We start from the raw sequence: 17345 nt of genomic DNA, 5'->3' as shown, positions 1-17345 counted from the left end.
TATCTTGTTATCAAGAAAATATTTCTTTCAGTTCTAAACCTCCGAAGCTTCCAGAACTCATCATCAAGAAGACTTTATTTTCCTTTTTCTCTTCTTGTAAAAATGCTTTCAATTCTTCTGGGTTGGTCATCACTCGAATCGTTTGATCATTGAACCCATTTCTGATGTCATCTTCGGATATCATTTGCATTCTCTTAATTTTCAAGGCTTCTGGATCATAAAAGATTATTTTTTCATCGGCCGCAACCAATGCGTCTTTGTATTGCGAAAGAAATTCTACATTCAACGAAGAATATGTATGAATCTCTAAACATGCTACAATTTTTTTGGCCGGAAATTGTTCTCTTACGGCTTTTGTTACCGAAGTTACTTTGCTAGGTGCATGTGCAAAATCTTTGTATGCAATGAAATCTTTTGTGCGACTGATTAATTCTAATCGTTTCGAGGCTCCAGTAAAAGACTGTATAGCTTCATAGAAGTCTTCTTCCATCAGACCTATTTGTTTACAGATTTCTTTGGCTCCTTCTAAATTCATCAAATTATGTTCACCAAAAACTTCTAATGGTATCGGTCCTTCTTCGGTAGAGAGATACGTTGTTCCGTCTTCTATTGTATATTCTGGTAATTGGTATGGGAATTTTTTTAGTGGTTTTTCTACTTTCTCTACTATATCGAGAACGTTTTCATCCATCGAATTGTACACCAAAGCTCCTCCGTTGATGATACTTTCTGCGAACTTTAAGAATTGCTCTTTATAGTTTTCGAAAGTAGGGAATACATTGATATGGTCCCAAGAAATCCCACTAATCAAAGCTATGTTGGGTTGATACAATAAGAATTTCGAACGGCGATCTAGTGCAGAAGATAAATATTCGTCACCTTCCATTATCATGAATTCGTTTTCTTCTGTAAGATGTACCATTACATCAAATCCTTCTAATTGTGCACCTACCATATAATCGACATCTATACCGTGATAGTGCAAAACATGCAAAACCATGGACGTTATTGTGGTCTTACCATGAGAGCCACCGATAACGATTCGTGTTTTATCTTTGGATTGCTCGTACAAATATTCTGGGTAGGAATAAATTTTTAGTCCTAATGCTTGTGCTTTTAGCATTTCTGGATTGTTTTCATGAGCATGCATTCCTAAAATGATAGCCTCTATATCTTCGGTAATTTTTTCAGGAAACCAACCAAGTTTATTAGGCAAAAGTCCACGTTCGGCTAGACGAGTTTTAGATGGCTCATAAATAGCATCATCCGAACCTGTAACGATATATCCTTTTTCTTGTAAAGCGATTGCCAAATTGTGCATTGCACTGCCTCCGATAGCAATAAAATGTATTTTTCCCTTTTTCATTTATTCTTTGGATGTTTGGTTAGATGATTGATTTTGTTCTGTGTTTTTTTCTCTGGTGGTGATTGGTTGATTTTGTTTTTCTTCTAATTCTTGAATTTCTTCTTCATTCATTTCTTCATCTTCACTCAGATAATCGTCTAGTGATACAGATTGATATTCTTCTAAAATTTCATCTATTGTTTTTACTTTATTGTATTCTGGAGATTGTTCAATTGCATCCATAATCTTTCTCATGATCATATCTGATGAGTCATTTTCATAATCGATATGCAATGGATCTTTAAAGGTCATTGTTGCACGAATTCCTTTCTTCTTGATTAGCAAACCTTTCTTATCAAAAGCGCGTCGAAAACCATCAATCACTACCGGAATAACGATTGGTTTATTCGTCTTGATCAGATGTGCTGTTCCTCGACGACCAGGCGCAAAAGCCTTGGTTGTACCTTGCGGGAAAGTAACTACCCAACCATTTTGGATAGCTTTGTCGATATTAGATATTTCATTCAGATCAACTTTTCTGTTGACATTTTCTCCTTTTGCTCGCCATGTTCTTTTAACGGTTACTGCTCCGGTATAAGCAAAAAGTTTTGTGAGCAAAGAATCTTTCATTGTTTCTTCTGCTGCTACGTAGTAAAAATCTATTTTGGGATTGAGAAGATAAACAGGATTTTTTATAGTATCTACAAAGCCATTTTGCACACTACAAAAAACGTGATACATGGCGAATACGTCTGCAAAATAAGTTTGATGATTGGATACAAAAAGAACATTGGTTTTGGGTAAATCTTTTAGTTTTGCAGTGCCGCTAACTTTCAGCTTATTGAACCCATTGTATCGACTATAGGTAAGACTGCCTAAGACGAATATCAAAATTCTTTTCAGAAAAAAAAGATGCCCAAAGACATCTCGGTATACGGTTTTCTTTTTTGCTTTTTGTGCCACTTGATTTGATATTTTTTTTACAAAGTTATACTCTTTTTAATGAATTCTTTAAACTCTTCGAGAATCATTGCAGTTGCACCCCACAAATAAACATTCTCTCCGATATCATATCCGGGCATTTCTACTATATTGCCAGAAAAATCATACTCAAAAGATGAGATTTCGGCTTCTAAAAACGCTTCTAAATTTATTGGTATAATATGCTGTACCTCTTCTTCTGAAGGCACAAATTCGGGAACCTGAGGATAGTATCCTATGAATGGATAAATAAGAAAATTACTTGGCGGTACATAAAGCTCTGTCAACTGCTTCAAAACTTCTATTTGCATCTCATCTACACCTACCTCTTCAGATGTTTCACGTACTGCAGTCTGATCCATGGTTACATCGAACTCCTCAAACTGACCTCCCGGTAGTGATAATTGATTAGAATGTATGCCATTATAAATAACACGCAAAATAATCGGAAATTCCACTTCTTTTTCTTCATTCTCGTACAACATAATCATAACAGAAGCCACTTTGGGGTTAGTTCTTTTAATGGCTTCTATATCATATTTACCTCGGTAGGGGGGTGATGCTTTTTTCTGATAATCCCATCCTGGCAAGGGATCGTTATTCTGAAGAATTAATTCTTTTAATATTTCTATATTCAAACAATCTAATTTTAGCCAAATTTAGCAAGAAAATATCAATTAGATTTTATTTATCTAAAACCAAATATTGTTTTGTGCATTTATCATGTCTAATATTTTTCTCAATTGGTGTTTTTCTATTCTTTGCTCCTACGATTTGTCATTCTATTTTCTATTTATCTTTGTTCTGTAGCATGATGAAGTTTATTGAATATATACCCACAAAAAAATCGATCAAGACCTTCTATACGACTATTCTGCATTGATTTGCTAGGCTCAATATATTGAATTTTATACAATTCTTCTCCACCAATTTGCAATGGTTTCTAGGGATAATTTCAGGTTCGTTATCTCACCTAATAAGCTTTGGAGTGTTTTTTCATACTTAGCCGTTTTGCTTAAAATCAATAATATCTAATTAACAACTCTCGGATCTATTAAGATATAACCTATAATAACTTCTACCGAAACTTATCAATTCTGCTCGTATAATTTTTCCAAAAAATTCTTTAGATTTCTAGTAAATAAATAATTTCCTAAAATAGGTCAAAAAGCTTAAATTTGTCTAAAAATACGTAGCATATCCATGGGAAGAGCATTTGAATTTAGAAAAGGACGTAAACTAAAACGTTGGGCGGCAATGTCCAAAGCATTTACCAAAATAGGGAAAGATATTGTTATGGCGGTAAAAGAAGGCGGCCCTGATCCTGCGACAAACTCGCGACTTCGTGCCGTTATTCAGAATGCAAAAGCGGTAAATATGCCCAAAGATAATATCGAACGTGCCATAAAGAAAGCAACGGATAAGGATACCGAAAACTATAAGGAGGTAATTCTAGAGGGATACGGGCCACACGGTATTGCTATTTTGGTAGAAACGTCGACAAACAACAACAATCGTACTGTAGCCAATATTCGTTCTTACTTCAATAAATGCAACGGAACGCTTGGTACGCAAGGTTCTGTAGAATTTATGTTTGACCATTTATGTCACTTCAAAATAGAAAAACCAGAAAATATAGATTTAGAGAGTTTAGAGTTCGAAATGATTGACTATGGTGTAGAAGAAGTTTTCGAGGAAGAGGATGGAATCGTTTTGTACGCACCTTTTGAAAATTACGGAACCATCTTCAAAGCCTTGGAAGAAAATGGATACGAGATTCTTTCGTCTGAATTCGAGCGTATTCCGCAAGTTACCAAAGAATTGACTGCAGAGCAACGCGAAGACATCGAGAAACTATTAGAAAAGTTTGATGAAGATGAAGATGTGAATCATGTTTTCCATACAATGAAAGAAGAAACAGAAAACGAAGAGTAATCTCTAAGGTCGAACAGCCTAATTTTTCATAAAAAAACTCAGCTTTATGGCTGAGTTTTTTATGAAAAATTATCAACGATCAACTTTTATAATTAATTAATATTTCCTTTAAACCAAAGATTTAATGGGCGATTTTTTCCTTCATAACCATCTATGGCGTTAACAGTTACTTCTGCATAATTGTTGTTATAGACAGTAAGGGATAAATTACCAGAAATGAAGTCTTCGTCTTTAATTTTGAATTCATACGAAGTTATTTCGCTTCCCATAATTTGAACCCCCTCGAAATAACTCGCAAAATTAAATGTTCTTCCATTTAGATCCAGCATATCATAATTACCACTTAATTTCATATTTCCTGGCACTAAAATATCTGCCTGGAAAAGAACATCTGTTCGTATAATATTTTGCCCACCATTCATATAATCTGAAGATAAATCTATACTCCAAATTTTTCTACCATCAGAGGTTATTTTACCTGTATCGAAAATATTCATATACCGAATTTTCTTGGTAATACCGTCATAGGTTACAGCTCCATTATTCTGAGCGTAATAATCATAGCCGACATAGTCATCATCGTTATTTGAACATGCTGATAGACTTAGGATAAGTGATATTCCAAATAAATAAAAGAGTACTTTTTTATACATTATAGACTATTTTTCATTTGGTTTTAACAAAATTCATACCATAGAAAAAAAGGCACCAATTGGTGCCTTTTTTTCTTATCTTAATGTGATCACTTATCTCGAGGAATAATTACTTGAAGATAGCCTCCATTTTTACTTTTTCTTCTTCTGCCAACTCTGGGTCAACTAAAATTCTACCCGAATGCTCATCTGCTATAATTTTTTTTCGTTGAGCGATATCCATTTGGCGTTGTGGTGGGATTGTAAAGAAAGAACCAGCCGAAGCACCACGTTCTACAGGCACCACAGCTAAACCGTTTTTCATATTTCCACGGATTCGTCGGTAAGCTTTCAGTAAACGGCTTTCTATTTTACTACTATACTCTTCTGAAAGTTTTAGCAATTTAACCTCTTCTTTTTCGGTATCTTTAATAATTCCGTCTAACTCACCTTTTTTGGTTTCTAAATGTTCTTTGAGACCAACAAGTTTTTCTTCGTACGAAGCTTTATTTTGGTTTTTATGTTCGATTTTTGCATTGTGCTCGCGAATACGTTTTTCTGCTAATTCTATTTCCAATTCTTGGTATTCTATTTCTTTAGCCAACGCGTCATACTCGCGGTTATTGCGTACGTTATCTTGTTGTTTGGTATATTTTTTTATTAAAGCTTCGGCGTTCACAATCGATTCTTTGCGTTGATTAATCATTGCTTCGAATTGTTGGATCTCATCCTCTACTTTAGAAATTTTTTTCTCCATTTGAGCAACATCGTCACTTAAATCCTCTACCTCTAAGGGTAATTCACCACGGGTATTACGAATTTCATCTAAGCGTGAATCGATCAGTTGTAAGTCATATAATGCGCGTAATTTTTCCTCAACGCTCATTTCTTTGGTTGTTTTTGTTTCGGCCATGGTTAATAATAATTAACAGGATTGGTATTAATTTCGGAATTATAGACTGCAAAATTAGTAAATTTTTTACTAATAAAAGTAGTTAATAAGTTTTTTGTAAATTGTTCCGATTCGAAATGTCCTATATCCATCAAAACTATTTTATTTTCTGCAGCGAAAAAATCATGGTATTTGAAATCTGCACTGATGAATACATCGGCTTTTTGGGAAATGGCACTTCGGGTAGCAAAAACACCTGAACCTCCTAAAACAGCAACTTTCTTTATTTTTTTATTCAGTAATTTCGAGTGTCGAATTAGCGGTGTTTTCATCAGATCCTTTAGACGATCCATAAAATCATGCTCATTCATTTCTTCGGGCAATTCTGCAATCATTCCCATACCAACTGTTTGATTCTCATTCTCCAACGCAATCAATCCATACGCAATTTCTTCATAAGGATGATTTTTTCTCATCGCCTCTATCACCTTATCGGTTACATGAGCTGGCACCAATACTTCTATTTTCACTTCTTTTTCTGTATGCGCCACGTAATGTGTACCGATGGTAGGATTACTGCCTTCTGTCGGACGAAAAGTTCCCTCACCTACGAGATTGAAACTACATAAATCATACTTACCTACATGGCCAGCTCCGGCTTGGAAGAGGTTTTTTCGTAATTCTTCTGCATTTTTTTCGGGCGCATATACATACAATTGATGCAGAATTTCTTTTTTTGGTAAGAGGATTCGTTGATTCACCAATCCTAATTGTTGACAAATCTGATAGTTTACACCTACCTGAGAATTATCCAAAGCAGTATGGATAGCATAAATAGCAATATCGTTCTGTATCGCCTTTAGCACTGCTCGCTCTACATATGTTTTACCGGTTAGTTTTTTTAGGCCCGAAAAAATAATCGGATGAAAACTCACAATCAGATTGCATTCTTTTTCGATGGCTTCTTGCACAACTTCTTCTGTCGTATCGAGCGTTACCAACACGTTGCTTACCTGAAATTGACTGTTACCCACTAGTAGACCTACATTATCAAAATCTTCTGCATATTGCAAAGGGGCAATTTCTTCTAAGGATTGGATTACTTCTTGTATTGTCATTTTTATTAGTTTCTATTCTTTAGCATAAATTTTCTAATCTCAAAAACCAAGATCACCAGTTTGTCTTCTGTTTTTTATCGTAACGAAGATACGATTATTCATTCATCGGGCAATTATTTTGGTAGGATGCGTCTTTTGATCGGAGAAAAAATTCACGCAAGAAAAAAGCAAGCTTTCGCTTGCTTTTTATCATTTCTCGAAGAGTAATTAATCTTCTAAAACTTCCATATCAAAATACAATGTTGCATTTGGTGGGATTACTCCGCCTGCTCCGCGATCTCCGTATCCTAAATGTGGAGGAATTATTAGCATTACTTTACTTCCTCGGTTGAACATTGTTAAAGCTTCCATCCAGCCTTGGATCAAACCTGTAACCCCCACCGTTACTCTCAATGGGTCTTGACGATCGTAAGATGAATCTACTTTTTCGCCATCTGCTAAACGCAAAGTGTAGTGAACGTTGATTGCATCACCGTGCACTGGTTTTGCACCTTCTCCTTCTTTTTCGATCACATATTTCAATCCAGAATCGGTTGCTTGTGCTTTGCTTTCTAATTCTTTTAGTCTTTCTACTTCTTTGGCTTTTTCTGCAGCTTCTTTGGCTTTTTGTTCTTCTAATTTTTTTGCATGATTTGCTCTAGCCGTTTCGAATGATTCTGCTGGATCGTATTCTTTGTAATGTACCCCCTTACGGATAACTTCTACTTTCTCTATCACAACATTTTCTTTCGGTTTGTCTTGTCCATCTTTTTCTACATTGGCAATAGTATCTATAACATCCAAACCATCGACAACTTGCCCGAAAATTGCATGACGACCATCTAACCAAGGTGTTGGTACTTCTGTAATGAAGAATTGCGATCCATTGGTTGCAGGCCCAGAATTTGCCATAGACAAAACTCCTTTTTTATCGTGTTTCAATGACGCATCAAATTCATCTTCGAAACTATATCCAGGTCCTCCTGTTCCACGACCGTCTGGATCTCCACCTTGGATCATGAAGTCCTTAATAACGCGATGAAAAATTACCCCGTCATAATAAGGTACTCCTTCTGCTTTTGCACTATTTTTTATCTTACCTTCTGCTAAACCTGTAAAGTTAGCTACCGTCATAGGTGCTTGCTCTTCGTATAGTTTTATCAACATAGTTCCTTTGTTTGTTACCATGTTGGCATACAAACCATCTTCTAAATTCTTAAATTCTTCTTTACTCATCGTACTTGGAATTTTTACACTACAACTTACCGTGATAAGTAATAATGTAAGGATTAATATTACTTTTTTCATTATTATTTTTTTCGTATTTCATGTACTTTAATTTCTATTATTATAGGAGTATCGGCATCGATTTTTTTCTGATCACCAAAACCTCCATAAGCCAAAAAAGAGGGTAGTAAAATCGTCGCAGAATCGTTAGCAGAAATTAACTGTAGCGCAGCATGTAAACCACGTGGCAGATCTATTTTCCCCAAGACTGCTTTTTGCGGCCCAATTTCTTGATAGGAATATATAAGGCTATTGTCTAAGTTTTTCACTTGATAATCGTAGGATATAAAATCTCCTTGTTTGGCCATATTTTCTGACACAATTGCCGAATTGGATATCCAAAAGCCCATTGATGTTTGTGTGAAAGTTAATGCAGATTTCTCTCGATACTGCTCGAACCATTCATTTTCTTCTGCCAAAAGAAGTTTACCTCTTTCTTGTGAACGCTTCATAAAGTCGTCGTTCTGATAAACTACAGGCCGTTGCACAACCTGATCTCCGCAAGCGAAAAATAATCCTACCAAACCAATCCCTAGCACTATCTTCCTCATAACTCGACTGCTTTTAGTTCTTCTTGATATTCAACTAAAATAGCTTTAAAACGTTCTAAGGTTTCTTCCATTGGTAAATCCGATCGTCCTCCCGCAGCATTCATATGTCCACCTCCACTGAAGTGTTTTCTAGAGAAAGCATTCACATCAAAATTGCTTTTTGAACGTAAAGATATTTTGATAAAATTATGATGAGTATCCTCAATGAAGAATACAGAAAAAACGTAATCCTCTACCGACAAACCAAAATTTACAAAGCCTTCTGTATCTCCTTTCTGAAATCCATTGGCAAGCATTTGCTTTCTAGTAAGATACATGAAAGCCGTTCTGTACTCGGGCAACAATGTTAGTTGATTGAGCGTTATGGCTAACAATTGAAGTCTTACGGGCGAATTGGCATCGTTTACATAAGAATTTACACGGTCTACCTCTACTCCTTTATCGATAAGGTTCGCTACAATCCTATGGGTGCTAGACGAAGTATTACGAAAACGAAATCCTCCTGTATCGGTCATAATACCGGTATAGATACAGGTTGCAATATCTTTGTCGATCAACGATTCCCCCTCCATGGTTTCTATAAAATTATATACCATCTGACAGGTTGCAGGCATGGATACATCCGAATACATAAAATCGAAAATATCGGGAGCTTGATGATGATCAATCAAAACTTTTGGTGCATTCGATTGTTTTACCCATTGCCCTAACTGGTCGATTCTTTCTAGGGTATTGAAATCCATAACAAAAATAAGGTCGGCATTCGCTATCAATGCTTCGGCCTTTTTGGGGTTATAATCACCAATAATTACCTCTTTTGCTTGGGGTAACCATTTGAGAAATTTCGGAAAATCATTAGGGGCAACCACATGACATTGATGACCGATTTTTATAAGGAATTGACTCATCGCCAAGGTTGAGCCAATGGCGTCACCGTCGGGATTTTTGTGCGGTAAAAGCACAATGTTTTTAGGGGAAGCCAAAAGATTTTTCAGGGCTTCGAAATTTGTCATCTGCATTGGGCAAAGATAAATATTTTATAGAATTTTATAAATCTCTTTTCTTCAACAACGCTAGAGATCCATAAATAAAGAGAAAACAATACAAAATATTCACACTAAAACTTGCCCAATTTACAGAAGAAGCCACAAACAATTCTCCTTTTGTAAGATAATTCCCAATGTCTACAGCAGGATATCCAACGATAGAAGAATTGCTATTGAAAGGCAGGTAGGACGACAACAAAGTCATCTTTTCGTCTAGATTCTCTCCTGTTTTTATATACATTCTCACCAAATATTCGATTCCCTTTATGATGGTTTCCCCAAAACTCAATACAAAAAGAGCCAAAATTGCAAAAGCACTTTTTTTGAGTAAAAAAGACAGAAATACTGCAATCAATAAGTAATTTGTGATTTCTACAAAATACCCTAAAACAAAAGAAGAACCGCTCAGAATATTTACATTTTCATTCTTGAAAAAGGCCAAAACCAATCCAGCCAAAAACACAAAAACCGTTGAACCTAAAGCCAACAAAAGCGTGCTTAGAAGTTTCGAAGCAAAAAACTCTTTCTTGCTCAAACCATCTATCATGTTTTGTTTTATCGTCCCGAAAGCATATTCGTTACTGATATTATTGATTAAAATTACAGCCAAAAAAAACTTCCCAAAAGCAATTAACCAAACCAAGTTGTGCCAGATATAAGGAATTTTCAATCCTCCCATTTTCACTAGATTTAGATCGATTCCGTTCACATTTATTTTGAAGACTGGTAGGATAACTCCCATTGCGACTATCATTGCGAAATATAAAATCACAAAAATTCGTGTTCCTTTGTTGTAGAATATTTTATTCCACTCGATGTTTAGTAATCTTTTCATTCTTTATTTTTATGAATAAATTGTAAAAAATGATCCTCTAGTCGTTCTTTATTCATCGTGAGATGACTTAAAACAATTCCCTGTTCGAATGCCTTTTTATTGATTTTTTCTACCGGAACTGCTTCTTTAAGCACTGCAACCAATATAGATTTTTTTCGGGTTATGGTCGAGAAATACGGAAGTTTATGTAAGAAATTCTCTAAAACGTCTAAATCAGAAGATGAAATTTCTATATAACCAAAGTTTGGGTTCATCTCTTCTACCAAGCCAGCGTACAGCACTTTTCCTTTGTTGAGAACCACCACATGCGAGCAAACTTTCTCCACCTCATCGAGCAAGTGGCTTGCCAATAGAATTGTGGTTCCGGTTGCTGCAATTTTCTGAATAATTTCTCTAATCTGGATTATTCCTTCGGGATCAAGACCATTGGTTGGTTCATCTAAAATGAGCATTAGTGGATCATCGAGCAAGGCGGCTGCAATTGCCAATCGCTGTTTCATCCCTAAAGAAAAGTGCTCAAACTTATCTTTTTTTCTGTCTAATAAGCCAACCAATGCTAATTTTTTATCAATTTCTTGGTAGGATACTTCTTTGATATTTGCAACAATTTCGAGATTTTTTTGGGCCGAGAGATAGGGATAAAATTTCGGACTTTCTATTATTGCGCCAACTTTCTTTAGTGTTTGAGGTTGTTCTGCCAACTCGAACCAACGATAACTTCCACTTGTAGGGTTTATCACCTTCAGGATCATGCCCAAGATAGTCGATTTCCCGCTTCCGTTTGGACCGAGCAAACCGTAAACATTTCCTTTTTCTACCGTAAATGAAACATTATCAACAGCCAAAAGAGAGCCAAAGCGTTTAGAAAGCTGATTGATTTCTAGTACTTTTTGCATAAATATTATATATGAATCATTAGTCTATTTTGTGAAAATTTTGTTACTTTCATCACCAAATTTATTCTATGATACGGATTATTTTTTTTATTTCTTTGTATTTATTAAGTTATTTTTCAACCGCTCAAGATCTAAAGAACTATCAGTTTTATAACAAAAACCAAAAAGCAATTGATTTTCATCAAACTGCAAAGATCTTATCCAAATATGATATTATACTTTTTGGTGAACACCATAACGATGCAGTTACACATTGGTTACAATTAAAACTCGCGGAAGAATTATACAAAACCTCAAACAAAAAACTTAAATTAGGTTTTGAGATGTTCGAGCGGGATAATCAACATGCTATTGATTGGTTTCTTACGAACAAGATCAACGAGAAAGTATTTGCAGATTCTGTTCGATTTTGGTCCAATTACAAAACAGATTATCAACCCTTGCTTCTGTTTGCAAAAGAAAAAAACCTTGGGGTTGTCGCAAGCAATGTCCCGAGAAAATACGCTTCAATTGTTGCAAAAAACGGTCTAGCTTCTCTAGATTCGTTACCCGAAAACGAAAAAAAATGGATAGTTAGACTACCCTTATTCGTAGATGAAAAAACACCTGGATATCCGGAAATGATTGAGATGATGAAAGATCATTCTGCTACCAATGCCAAAAATTTTGTTTATGCTCAGGCACTGAAAGATGCAACGATGGCCGAAAGTATTTTACTAAATCATAAAAAAAACGAACTTTTTTTGCATTTTAATGGAGATTATCATTCGAAGAATTACGGTGGGATATACTATTATTTGAAACGTGCAAATCCGAAACTAAAAATTGCTGTTATCTCGATTATCGTGAATAAAAATCTTAGACCCATTTTAGAAAGTAACGAAAAATATATCCCAACCGAAATCCTTTTGGTACTACCGACCGATTCACCCAAAACTCATTAAACTTACCCTATAAAAAAACAGAAGATACTTTATTTAAAAATACAATAGTAGATCATTTGGTATACTTGCATTACTCCCCTCAATTTCGGGTTTTAGAAGTTAAGTTAAAAAAGCAAGAACTACTGAACCCGTTTGGCGTCTAAAGGCAATTTAAATATTATTGCTTAATATTAGTTTGACGTAAACCTTTTGTTTATGAAGCAAAAAGACATAAGATCGAAGTTTTCTAATCATAAAAATATCATTCGATTAGCGATTCCGATAATTCTGGCTAATGCATCTGCACCACTTTTAGGGCTATCTGACACTGCCGTTATCGGACGCACTGGTACAGCAACTGAGCTAGGTGCCATTAGTTTGGCGTCACTTATCTTTAGTTTTATTTATTGGGGTTTTGGTTTTCTACGAATGGGGACAACCGGCTTTATTTCACAGGCTTGGGGAGCAAATAACCAAACAGAAGTTAATCTTATCTATTACAGAACCTTCCTCACAGCTATTCTGATTGGTAGTGTACTGATTGCTTTACAAATCCCGATTGCCGAAGTTTCAAGAAAATTGATGAGTGCAAGCCCACAAGTAAAAAGCGAGGTCGATAACTATTTTTACATCAGGATTTGGGGCGCTCCTGCAACCTTAATTACATTTGGAATTATCGGGAGCTTGATAGGCTTAGGACATACTAGACAACTCTTATGGATACAATTATCACTGAACTTTCTCAACCTTCTTCTCAATATTATATTTGTAGTGGGATTGAAATTAGGGGTTAAAGGAATTGCTCTAGGAACTTTGATTGCCGAATGGTTTGCACTATTCTATGCGATATATCTTCTTCATAAAACCACACAAATACCATTTTCTTTTTCTATTATAAGAAAAAAATGGACCGAAATCATAAACAAACAAAAGATCTGGATGATTTTCAGGGTTAATTTAGACATTATGTTGCGTACATTTGCTTTGCTCACTGGTTTTGCTTGGTTTGCCAATCAGGGTGCTAAATTTGGAGATTCTATTTTGGCTGCAAATCATATCCTATTACAATTCATTTCTTTATCGGCCTTTTTTCTCGACGGCTATGCACACGTTGTAGAAATGCTAAGCGGAAAATCTATAGGTGCAAAAAACCAAAAAGAGTTCATTCTACAAGTGAAAAACTCTACCGAATTGGCAGCTATAACGGCGTTCATGTTGGGTTTGGGAATTATTCTCTTCGGTCCAATTGCGATCCAATTTTTTAGCAATAATATTAATGTGCTAAACATTGCAAAAAACCATGTGATTTATGCCGGAATTTACATTATGTTTTCTTTTGCTGCATTCCAGTTGGATGGTATTTTTATTGGTGCAACACAAAGCAAAGCAATGCGAAACGCATCGATTATTTCACTTATTATTTTAGTAGCTTCTGGGACGTTATTGGTACAGAAATGGGGAAATTCTGGCTTATGGATCTCTTTTATCTTATATATTATTGCCAGAGGAATTAGCCTTGGCTTGTACTTTCCGCAACTGATCCGTTCTACTTTCCGCAACTGAAAAGAGCAACTACCTTTCGAACAAAAGATAATTGCTCTGATAAAAAAATTTCTAAAGTGATTTTCTAAACCAAAAATATATAAATCTGGTTTAAGCAACTTTTCTCAAAGCTTTCTGTAAGATTTTATCAACAACTTTATCTACCTGTTCTTTCTCTAAAATCAATTGATTATTATGCAACGTATCTAACGTATAAAATTCTGTAGATGGCTTTATCAATTTCAGTTGTTGATAAAATTGCTTTTCTTTTTCCTGGTTATAAAACTTCAAATCTTGCACGCATAAGATATGTAAATTTGCTTGTACAGCCTGAATAACCTCATTCCATTTTCTTCTATTTTCTGCAATATTTACCGATAGAAAAATCTCTTTATACCATTCATTTTTTACGACAGGATAATTTTTTAACCAATCTTTCACAAGTGGCAAAGCGGCAATTGGCAAAAGATTCTGAATTCTTTTTGGAAAGAGAGTTGCCATTTCCCAAGCAATCCCTCCTCCCAAATCGGCTCCAATAATAGCAAAAATATCTTCCACACCCAATTCGAACAATGCTAGCCAAAACAATACAGCAATGTCACGAGCTTTCACGTTATTCTTCCTATAATATGTTATTTCATTGGTACTTTTCCCTGGCACATCAAAACAGATAACAGTATAGAAATCAAGGTCAATTGCTTTCTTCTCACCCAAAATTCCCTCCCAATGCAACAAACAGTCAGAATCGCTATGCATCGCATGATTTATTACAATTACAGGTGCAGAACCTAATTGTTTCCCGTACATACGATAGGTTAACAATTGATTTTTAAGGATAGTGTTGTTTTGCAACGGCCAAATTCTGACAGATACTTGTTTACTAGGCTTCATTTTGTTTAATTTTTATTATTAATAAAACAAGTCCCGTTATTTTTTTTTAAATAACGGGACTTGTTTTTACGACTCGACTTTTTTCTTGTCACTCCACATAGAACTCCCGCCATGATCCCAATTAGAAATCATGCATCTTGTTGAGTACATTGAATGACAAATAAAAATTCTCATCGCTTTCTATAAGTTTTGCTCCGACAAAGATAAGCTTACTTTTTACATAAATAAAATATTTTTCTACTAATTTTCATTTAAAGAGTATATTTTAGAAAAATATCTTACGTAATTAGATAATACAGAAATAATATTCTAAATTAATTACTTCAAGCCTTTTAATATCTCATGAAATACAGTTTGCGCTGAATATATTCTGTTTGTTGCTTCCTCTATCACGATAGAATACGACGAATCGAGCACCTCATCTGCTACCACAACATTTCTTCTTACCGGCAAACAATGCATAAACTTTCCGTCGTTGGTAAGTTTCATCTTATCGATGGTCACTTGCCAATCTTTTTCTTGAGGTATTATTGCGCCATAATCCTCATACGAAGACCAATTTTTTGCATAAACAAAGTCTGCTCCTTTCAGTGCTTCTTCTTGGTCGTAAACAATATTTGCACCATGAGTAAATTTAGCATCCAACTCATACCCTTTTGGCTGAGCTATTGTAAAATCTACCCAATCTACTTTCGTAAACCATTCGGCAAATGAATTTGGGACAGCTTGCGGCAACCTTCTAGGGTGCGGCGCCCAAGTCATGACAACCTTTACCTTTTCTTTTGGCGGATTTGCTGGATTATAATTTATTTTTTCGGCAATTGTAATAAGATCTGCAAATGATTGCAATGGGTGTAACGTTGCACTCTCTAATGAAACTACCGGCACCGAAGAAAGATCTTTTACTTTATTAAACATTGCCTCACTATAATCTTCTTCTTTTTGCTCCAATTTCGGAAAAGTTCTCACTCCCAACACATCACAATACGCACTCATCACCTGAATTGCTTCTTTTATATGCTCTTGTGTATCACCATTCATTACTGTTCCGTCACCCATCTCTAGCGTCCAAGAGTCTGCTCCAGCATTTAGAACCCATGCATTTGCACCCAAATTATACGCTGCTTTGATAGAGCTTAAACGAGTACGTAAAGAGGGATTGAAAAAAATTAGACCAATCGTTTTATTTTTCCCAACTGCTTGCTGCCCAAATGGATCTGCTTTTATTTCTAAAGCTTTTTCTAATAATTGATCAATATTCTCTACATCGTTTACAGAAATAAATTGCTTCATGATAATTTTAGTTTTTTATTACTACAAAGTTACAAGTAATCTTATTGATTCGGAACATTCCGATTCGAAGATTAGCAATAACTTTAGAAGTTTTGGGTTTATGAAAAGAAATATTTTGAACAATTTTCACAAGAAAAAGATACCGTATTTTATAGATTCTGACTTTCGTTGTAAGTTTACCACATGAAAAAAATAGCCAATGATTTTTTGATTTTGATTTGTTTGCCTTGGATTTTGGCGTACGAGATTTATTGTACCATTTATAAATATAAAAAATAATGAAGCATGAACGAATCGGAATTTTAGGCGCAATACCCGAAGAAATCAACTATATAATCCCATTAATAGAAAATAAACGAGAAGAAAAAATAGGCAAAAGAACTTTCTATATCGGGAAGATTGGTAAGCACGAAGTGGTTTTAGCATACTCTAGAATCGGAAAAGTAGCCGCAGCAACAACGGTAAGTACTTTGATTTTACATTACAATATTACCCAATTAATTTTCACAGGCGTTGCAGGTGCGATTCATCCTGACGTGAAAATTGGCGATATAGTTTTGGCTAGGAAATTAATACAACATGACATGAACGCATCCCCGTTGATGCCACGCCACGAAATACCTCTTTTAGGAAAAACTTATTTCGAGGTAGACACTAAGTTGTTAGAAAGAAGCAGAAAGGCAGCAAACAATACCTTACTAACAAATTCTTTTACAGAAGCAGAAAAAGACGAATTCCACTTGCATCATCCCACAATTCATTTTGGTTTGATTGCTTCAGGCGACTTGTTTTTTTCTACCACTAAACAAAAAGAAAAATTAAATCAACGAATTCAGAATATTCTTTGCGTAGAAATGGAAGGTGCAGCAATTGCACAAATTTGCTACGAATTCTCTATACCGTTTTGTGTAATGCGAGTTATTTCTGATGAAGCAAATGACGAATCGAGCATAGATTTTGTTCGATTCATCAAACATGTAGGACGTGTATATTCTCGTTCGTTTATTGAAAATTTATTAAAATAATAAAGAAATCCCTCAATTCTATTAAGACAGAACAGGCACTTCAATAATTTTTTAAAAATAAAAAATGGACTAAGGTATATTTTAGTCCATTTTCTACTTTCAACACACTTACATAAATAAAAAGTAACTGTATTATTTGTGGGGAGAGCAGGATTCGAACCTGCGAAGGTGAAT

General features: G+C 35.1%; 17 protein-coding genes. 4 read left to right on the top strand and 13 right to left on the bottom strand.

Annotated features, from left to right (window positions below; genetic code table 11):
• Positions 1–10: 10 nt before the first annotated feature.
• From murC to HMPREF2660_RS02050, 3 genes are read right to left on the bottom strand one after another with little or no spacing between them, the layout of a single operon-like run.
• Entirely contained in the window at positions 11–1366 is a 1356-nt protein-coding gene (gene murC / locus HMPREF2660_RS02060; protein ID WP_013598700.1) for a UDP-N-acetylmuramate--L-alanine ligase, read from the bottom strand.
• Positions 1367–2308, bottom strand: a complete 942-nt coding sequence (locus tag HMPREF2660_RS02055) for a lysophospholipid acyltransferase family protein (RefSeq protein ID WP_013598699.1) — start codon at positions 2306–2308, stop codon at positions 1367–1369.
• Between the two features lie 17 nt (positions 2309–2325).
• The gene (locus HMPREF2660_RS02050) at positions 2326–2964 is read right to left on the bottom strand and encodes an NUDIX hydrolase (protein WP_013598698.1); all 639 of its coding nucleotides are present in this window, start codon (positions 2962–2964) and stop codon (positions 2326–2328) included.
• Positions 2965–3529: 565 nt separating this feature from the next.
• Here HMPREF2660_RS02050 and HMPREF2660_RS02045 point away from each other — a divergent pair.
• Positions 3530–4261, top strand: coding sequence for a YebC/PmpR family DNA-binding transcriptional regulator (locus HMPREF2660_RS02045; RefSeq protein WP_070485482.1), 732 nt, complete (start codon positions 3530–3532; stop codon positions 4259–4261).
• Between the two features lie 92 nt (positions 4262–4353).
• Here the strand turns inward: HMPREF2660_RS02045 and HMPREF2660_RS02040 are convergent, their stop codons facing one another.
• From HMPREF2660_RS02040 to HMPREF2660_RS02005, 8 genes are all read right to left on the bottom strand, one after another.
• Entirely contained in the window at positions 4354–4914 is a 561-nt protein-coding gene (locus tag HMPREF2660_RS02040; protein WP_070485480.1) for a hypothetical protein, read from the bottom strand.
• A gap of 109 nt (positions 4915–5023) precedes the next feature.
• Positions 5024–5806, bottom strand: a complete 783-nt coding sequence (locus HMPREF2660_RS02035; protein WP_070485479.1) for a zinc ribbon domain-containing protein — start codon at positions 5804–5806, stop codon at positions 5024–5026.
• A gap of 2 nt (positions 5807–5808) precedes the next feature.
• On the bottom strand, positions 5809–6903 hold the full coding sequence (locus tag HMPREF2660_RS02030; RefSeq protein ID WP_070485477.1) for a Nif3-like dinuclear metal center hexameric protein: 1095 nt from the start codon (positions 6901–6903) through the stop codon (positions 5809–5811).
• Positions 6904–7110: 207 nt separating this feature from the next.
• Positions 7111–8190, bottom strand: a complete 1080-nt coding sequence (locus tag HMPREF2660_RS02025; protein WP_070485476.1) for a peptidylprolyl isomerase — start codon at positions 8188–8190, stop codon at positions 7111–7113.
• 2 nt (positions 8191–8192) lie between these two features.
• A complete protein-coding gene (locus HMPREF2660_RS02020; protein ID WP_013598692.1) occupies positions 8193–8720 on the bottom strand; it encodes an FKBP-type peptidyl-prolyl cis-trans isomerase in 528 nt (175 codons plus the stop codon).
• On the bottom strand, positions 8717–9739 hold the full coding sequence (locus HMPREF2660_RS02015) for a DHH family phosphoesterase (RefSeq protein ID WP_070485474.1): 1023 nt from the start codon (positions 9737–9739) through the stop codon (positions 8717–8719). The genes HMPREF2660_RS02020 and HMPREF2660_RS02015 overlap by 4 nt, the downstream gene beginning before the upstream one ends.
• Positions 9740–9767: 28 nt before the next feature.
• On the bottom strand, positions 9768–10601 hold the full coding sequence (locus tag HMPREF2660_RS02010) for a hypothetical protein (protein ID WP_013598690.1): 834 nt from the start codon (positions 10599–10601) through the stop codon (positions 9768–9770).
• Positions 10598–11497, bottom strand: coding sequence for an ABC transporter ATP-binding protein (locus tag HMPREF2660_RS02005; RefSeq protein WP_070485472.1), 900 nt, complete (start codon positions 11495–11497; stop codon positions 10598–10600). Before HMPREF2660_RS02005 ends, HMPREF2660_RS02010 begins: the two co-directional genes overlap by 4 nt.
• A gap of 68 nt (positions 11498–11565) precedes the next feature.
• On the opposite strand from HMPREF2660_RS02005, the gene HMPREF2660_RS02000 reads away from it, so the two are divergent.
• The gene (locus HMPREF2660_RS02000) at positions 11566–12441 is read left to right on the top strand and encodes a ChaN family lipoprotein (protein ID WP_013598688.1); all 876 of its coding nucleotides are present in this window, start codon (positions 11566–11568) and stop codon (positions 12439–12441) included.
• Between the two features lie 195 nt (positions 12442–12636).
• Positions 12637–13983 carry an MATE family efflux transporter gene (locus tag HMPREF2660_RS01995; protein WP_070485470.1) on the top strand — a complete coding sequence of 449 codons (1347 nt, stop codon included), beginning with the start codon at positions 12637–12639 and terminating at the stop codon, positions 13981–13983.
• A 90-nt stretch (positions 13984–14073) separates the two neighbouring features.
• Here HMPREF2660_RS01995 and HMPREF2660_RS01990 read toward each other — a convergent pair whose 3' ends face one another.
• Both HMPREF2660_RS01990 and HMPREF2660_RS01985 read right to left on the bottom strand, forming a co-directional pair.
• Positions 14074–14853: an alpha/beta fold hydrolase gene (locus tag HMPREF2660_RS01990; RefSeq protein WP_070485468.1), complete on the bottom strand. Its 780-nt coding sequence runs from the start codon at positions 14851–14853 to the stop codon at positions 14074–14076.
• 318 nt (positions 14854–15171) lie between these two features.
• Positions 15172–16146: an N-acetylornithine carbamoyltransferase gene (locus tag HMPREF2660_RS01985; RefSeq protein ID WP_013598685.1), complete on the bottom strand. Its 975-nt coding sequence runs from the start codon at positions 16144–16146 to the stop codon at positions 15172–15174.
• A 278-nt stretch (positions 16147–16424) separates the two neighbouring features.
• Between HMPREF2660_RS01985 and HMPREF2660_RS01980 the strand changes: the two genes are divergently transcribed.
• The gene (locus HMPREF2660_RS01980; protein ID WP_013598684.1) at positions 16425–17171 is read left to right on the top strand and encodes a 5'-methylthioadenosine/adenosylhomocysteine nucleosidase; all 747 of its coding nucleotides are present in this window, start codon (positions 16425–16427) and stop codon (positions 17169–17171) included.
• Positions 17172–17345 lie beyond the last annotated feature (174 nt).

The organism is Weeksella sp. HMSC059D05, from assembly GCF_001809725.1.
Taxonomy (GTDB): domain Bacteria; phylum Bacteroidota; class Bacteroidia; order Flavobacteriales; family Weeksellaceae; genus Weeksella; species Weeksella virosa.
Note: the sequence above shows the minus strand (reverse complement) of the source record. Positions and strands in the feature narration are given on the sequence as shown.

Coding starts and splice junctions, on each gene's coding strand:
- murC (WP_013598700.1), bottom strand. CDS start 1,366: ATGAAAAAGGGAAAAATACATTTTATTGCTATCGGAGGCAGTGCAATG.
- HMPREF2660_RS02045 (WP_070485482.1), top strand. CDS start 3,530: ATGGGAAGAGCATTTGAATTTAGAAAAGGACGTAAACTAAAACGTTGG.
- HMPREF2660_RS02040 (WP_070485480.1), bottom strand. CDS start 4,914: ATGTATAAAAAAGTACTCTTTTATTTATTTGGAATATCACTTATCCTA.
- HMPREF2660_RS02035 (WP_070485479.1), bottom strand. CDS start 5,806: ATGGCCGAAACAAAAACAACCAAAGAAATGAGCGTTGAGGAAAAATTA.
- HMPREF2660_RS02030 (WP_070485477.1), bottom strand. CDS start 6,903: ATGACAATACAAGAAGTAATCCAATCCTTAGAAGAAATTGCCCCTTTG.
- HMPREF2660_RS02025 (WP_070485476.1), bottom strand. CDS start 8,190: ATGAAAAAAGTAATATTAATCCTTACATTATTACTTATCACGGTAAGT.
- HMPREF2660_RS02020 (WP_013598692.1), bottom strand. CDS start 8,720: ATGAGGAAGATAGTGCTAGGGATTGGTTTGGTAGGATTATTTTTCGCT.
- HMPREF2660_RS02015 (WP_070485474.1), bottom strand. CDS start 9,739: ATGCAGATGACAAATTTCGAAGCCCTGAAAAATCTTTTGGCTTCCCCT.
- HMPREF2660_RS02010 (WP_013598690.1), bottom strand. CDS start 10,601: ATGAAAAGATTACTAAACATCGAGTGGAATAAAATATTCTACAACAAA.
- HMPREF2660_RS02005 (WP_070485472.1), bottom strand. CDS start 11,497: ATGCAAAAAGTACTAGAAATCAATCAGCTTTCTAAACGCTTTGGCTCT.
- HMPREF2660_RS02000 (WP_013598688.1), top strand. CDS start 11,566: ATGATACGGATTATTTTTTTTATTTCTTTGTATTTATTAAGTTATTTT.
- HMPREF2660_RS01995 (WP_070485470.1), top strand. CDS start 12,637: ATGAAGCAAAAAGACATAAGATCGAAGTTTTCTAATCATAAAAATATC.
- HMPREF2660_RS01990 (WP_070485468.1), bottom strand. CDS start 14,853: ATGAAGCCTAGTAAACAAGTATCTGTCAGAATTTGGCCGTTGCAAAAC.
- HMPREF2660_RS01985 (WP_013598685.1), bottom strand. CDS start 16,146: ATGAAGCAATTTATTTCTGTAAACGATGTAGAGAATATTGATCAATTA.
- HMPREF2660_RS01980 (WP_013598684.1), top strand. CDS start 16,425: ATGAAGCATGAACGAATCGGAATTTTAGGCGCAATACCCGAAGAAATC.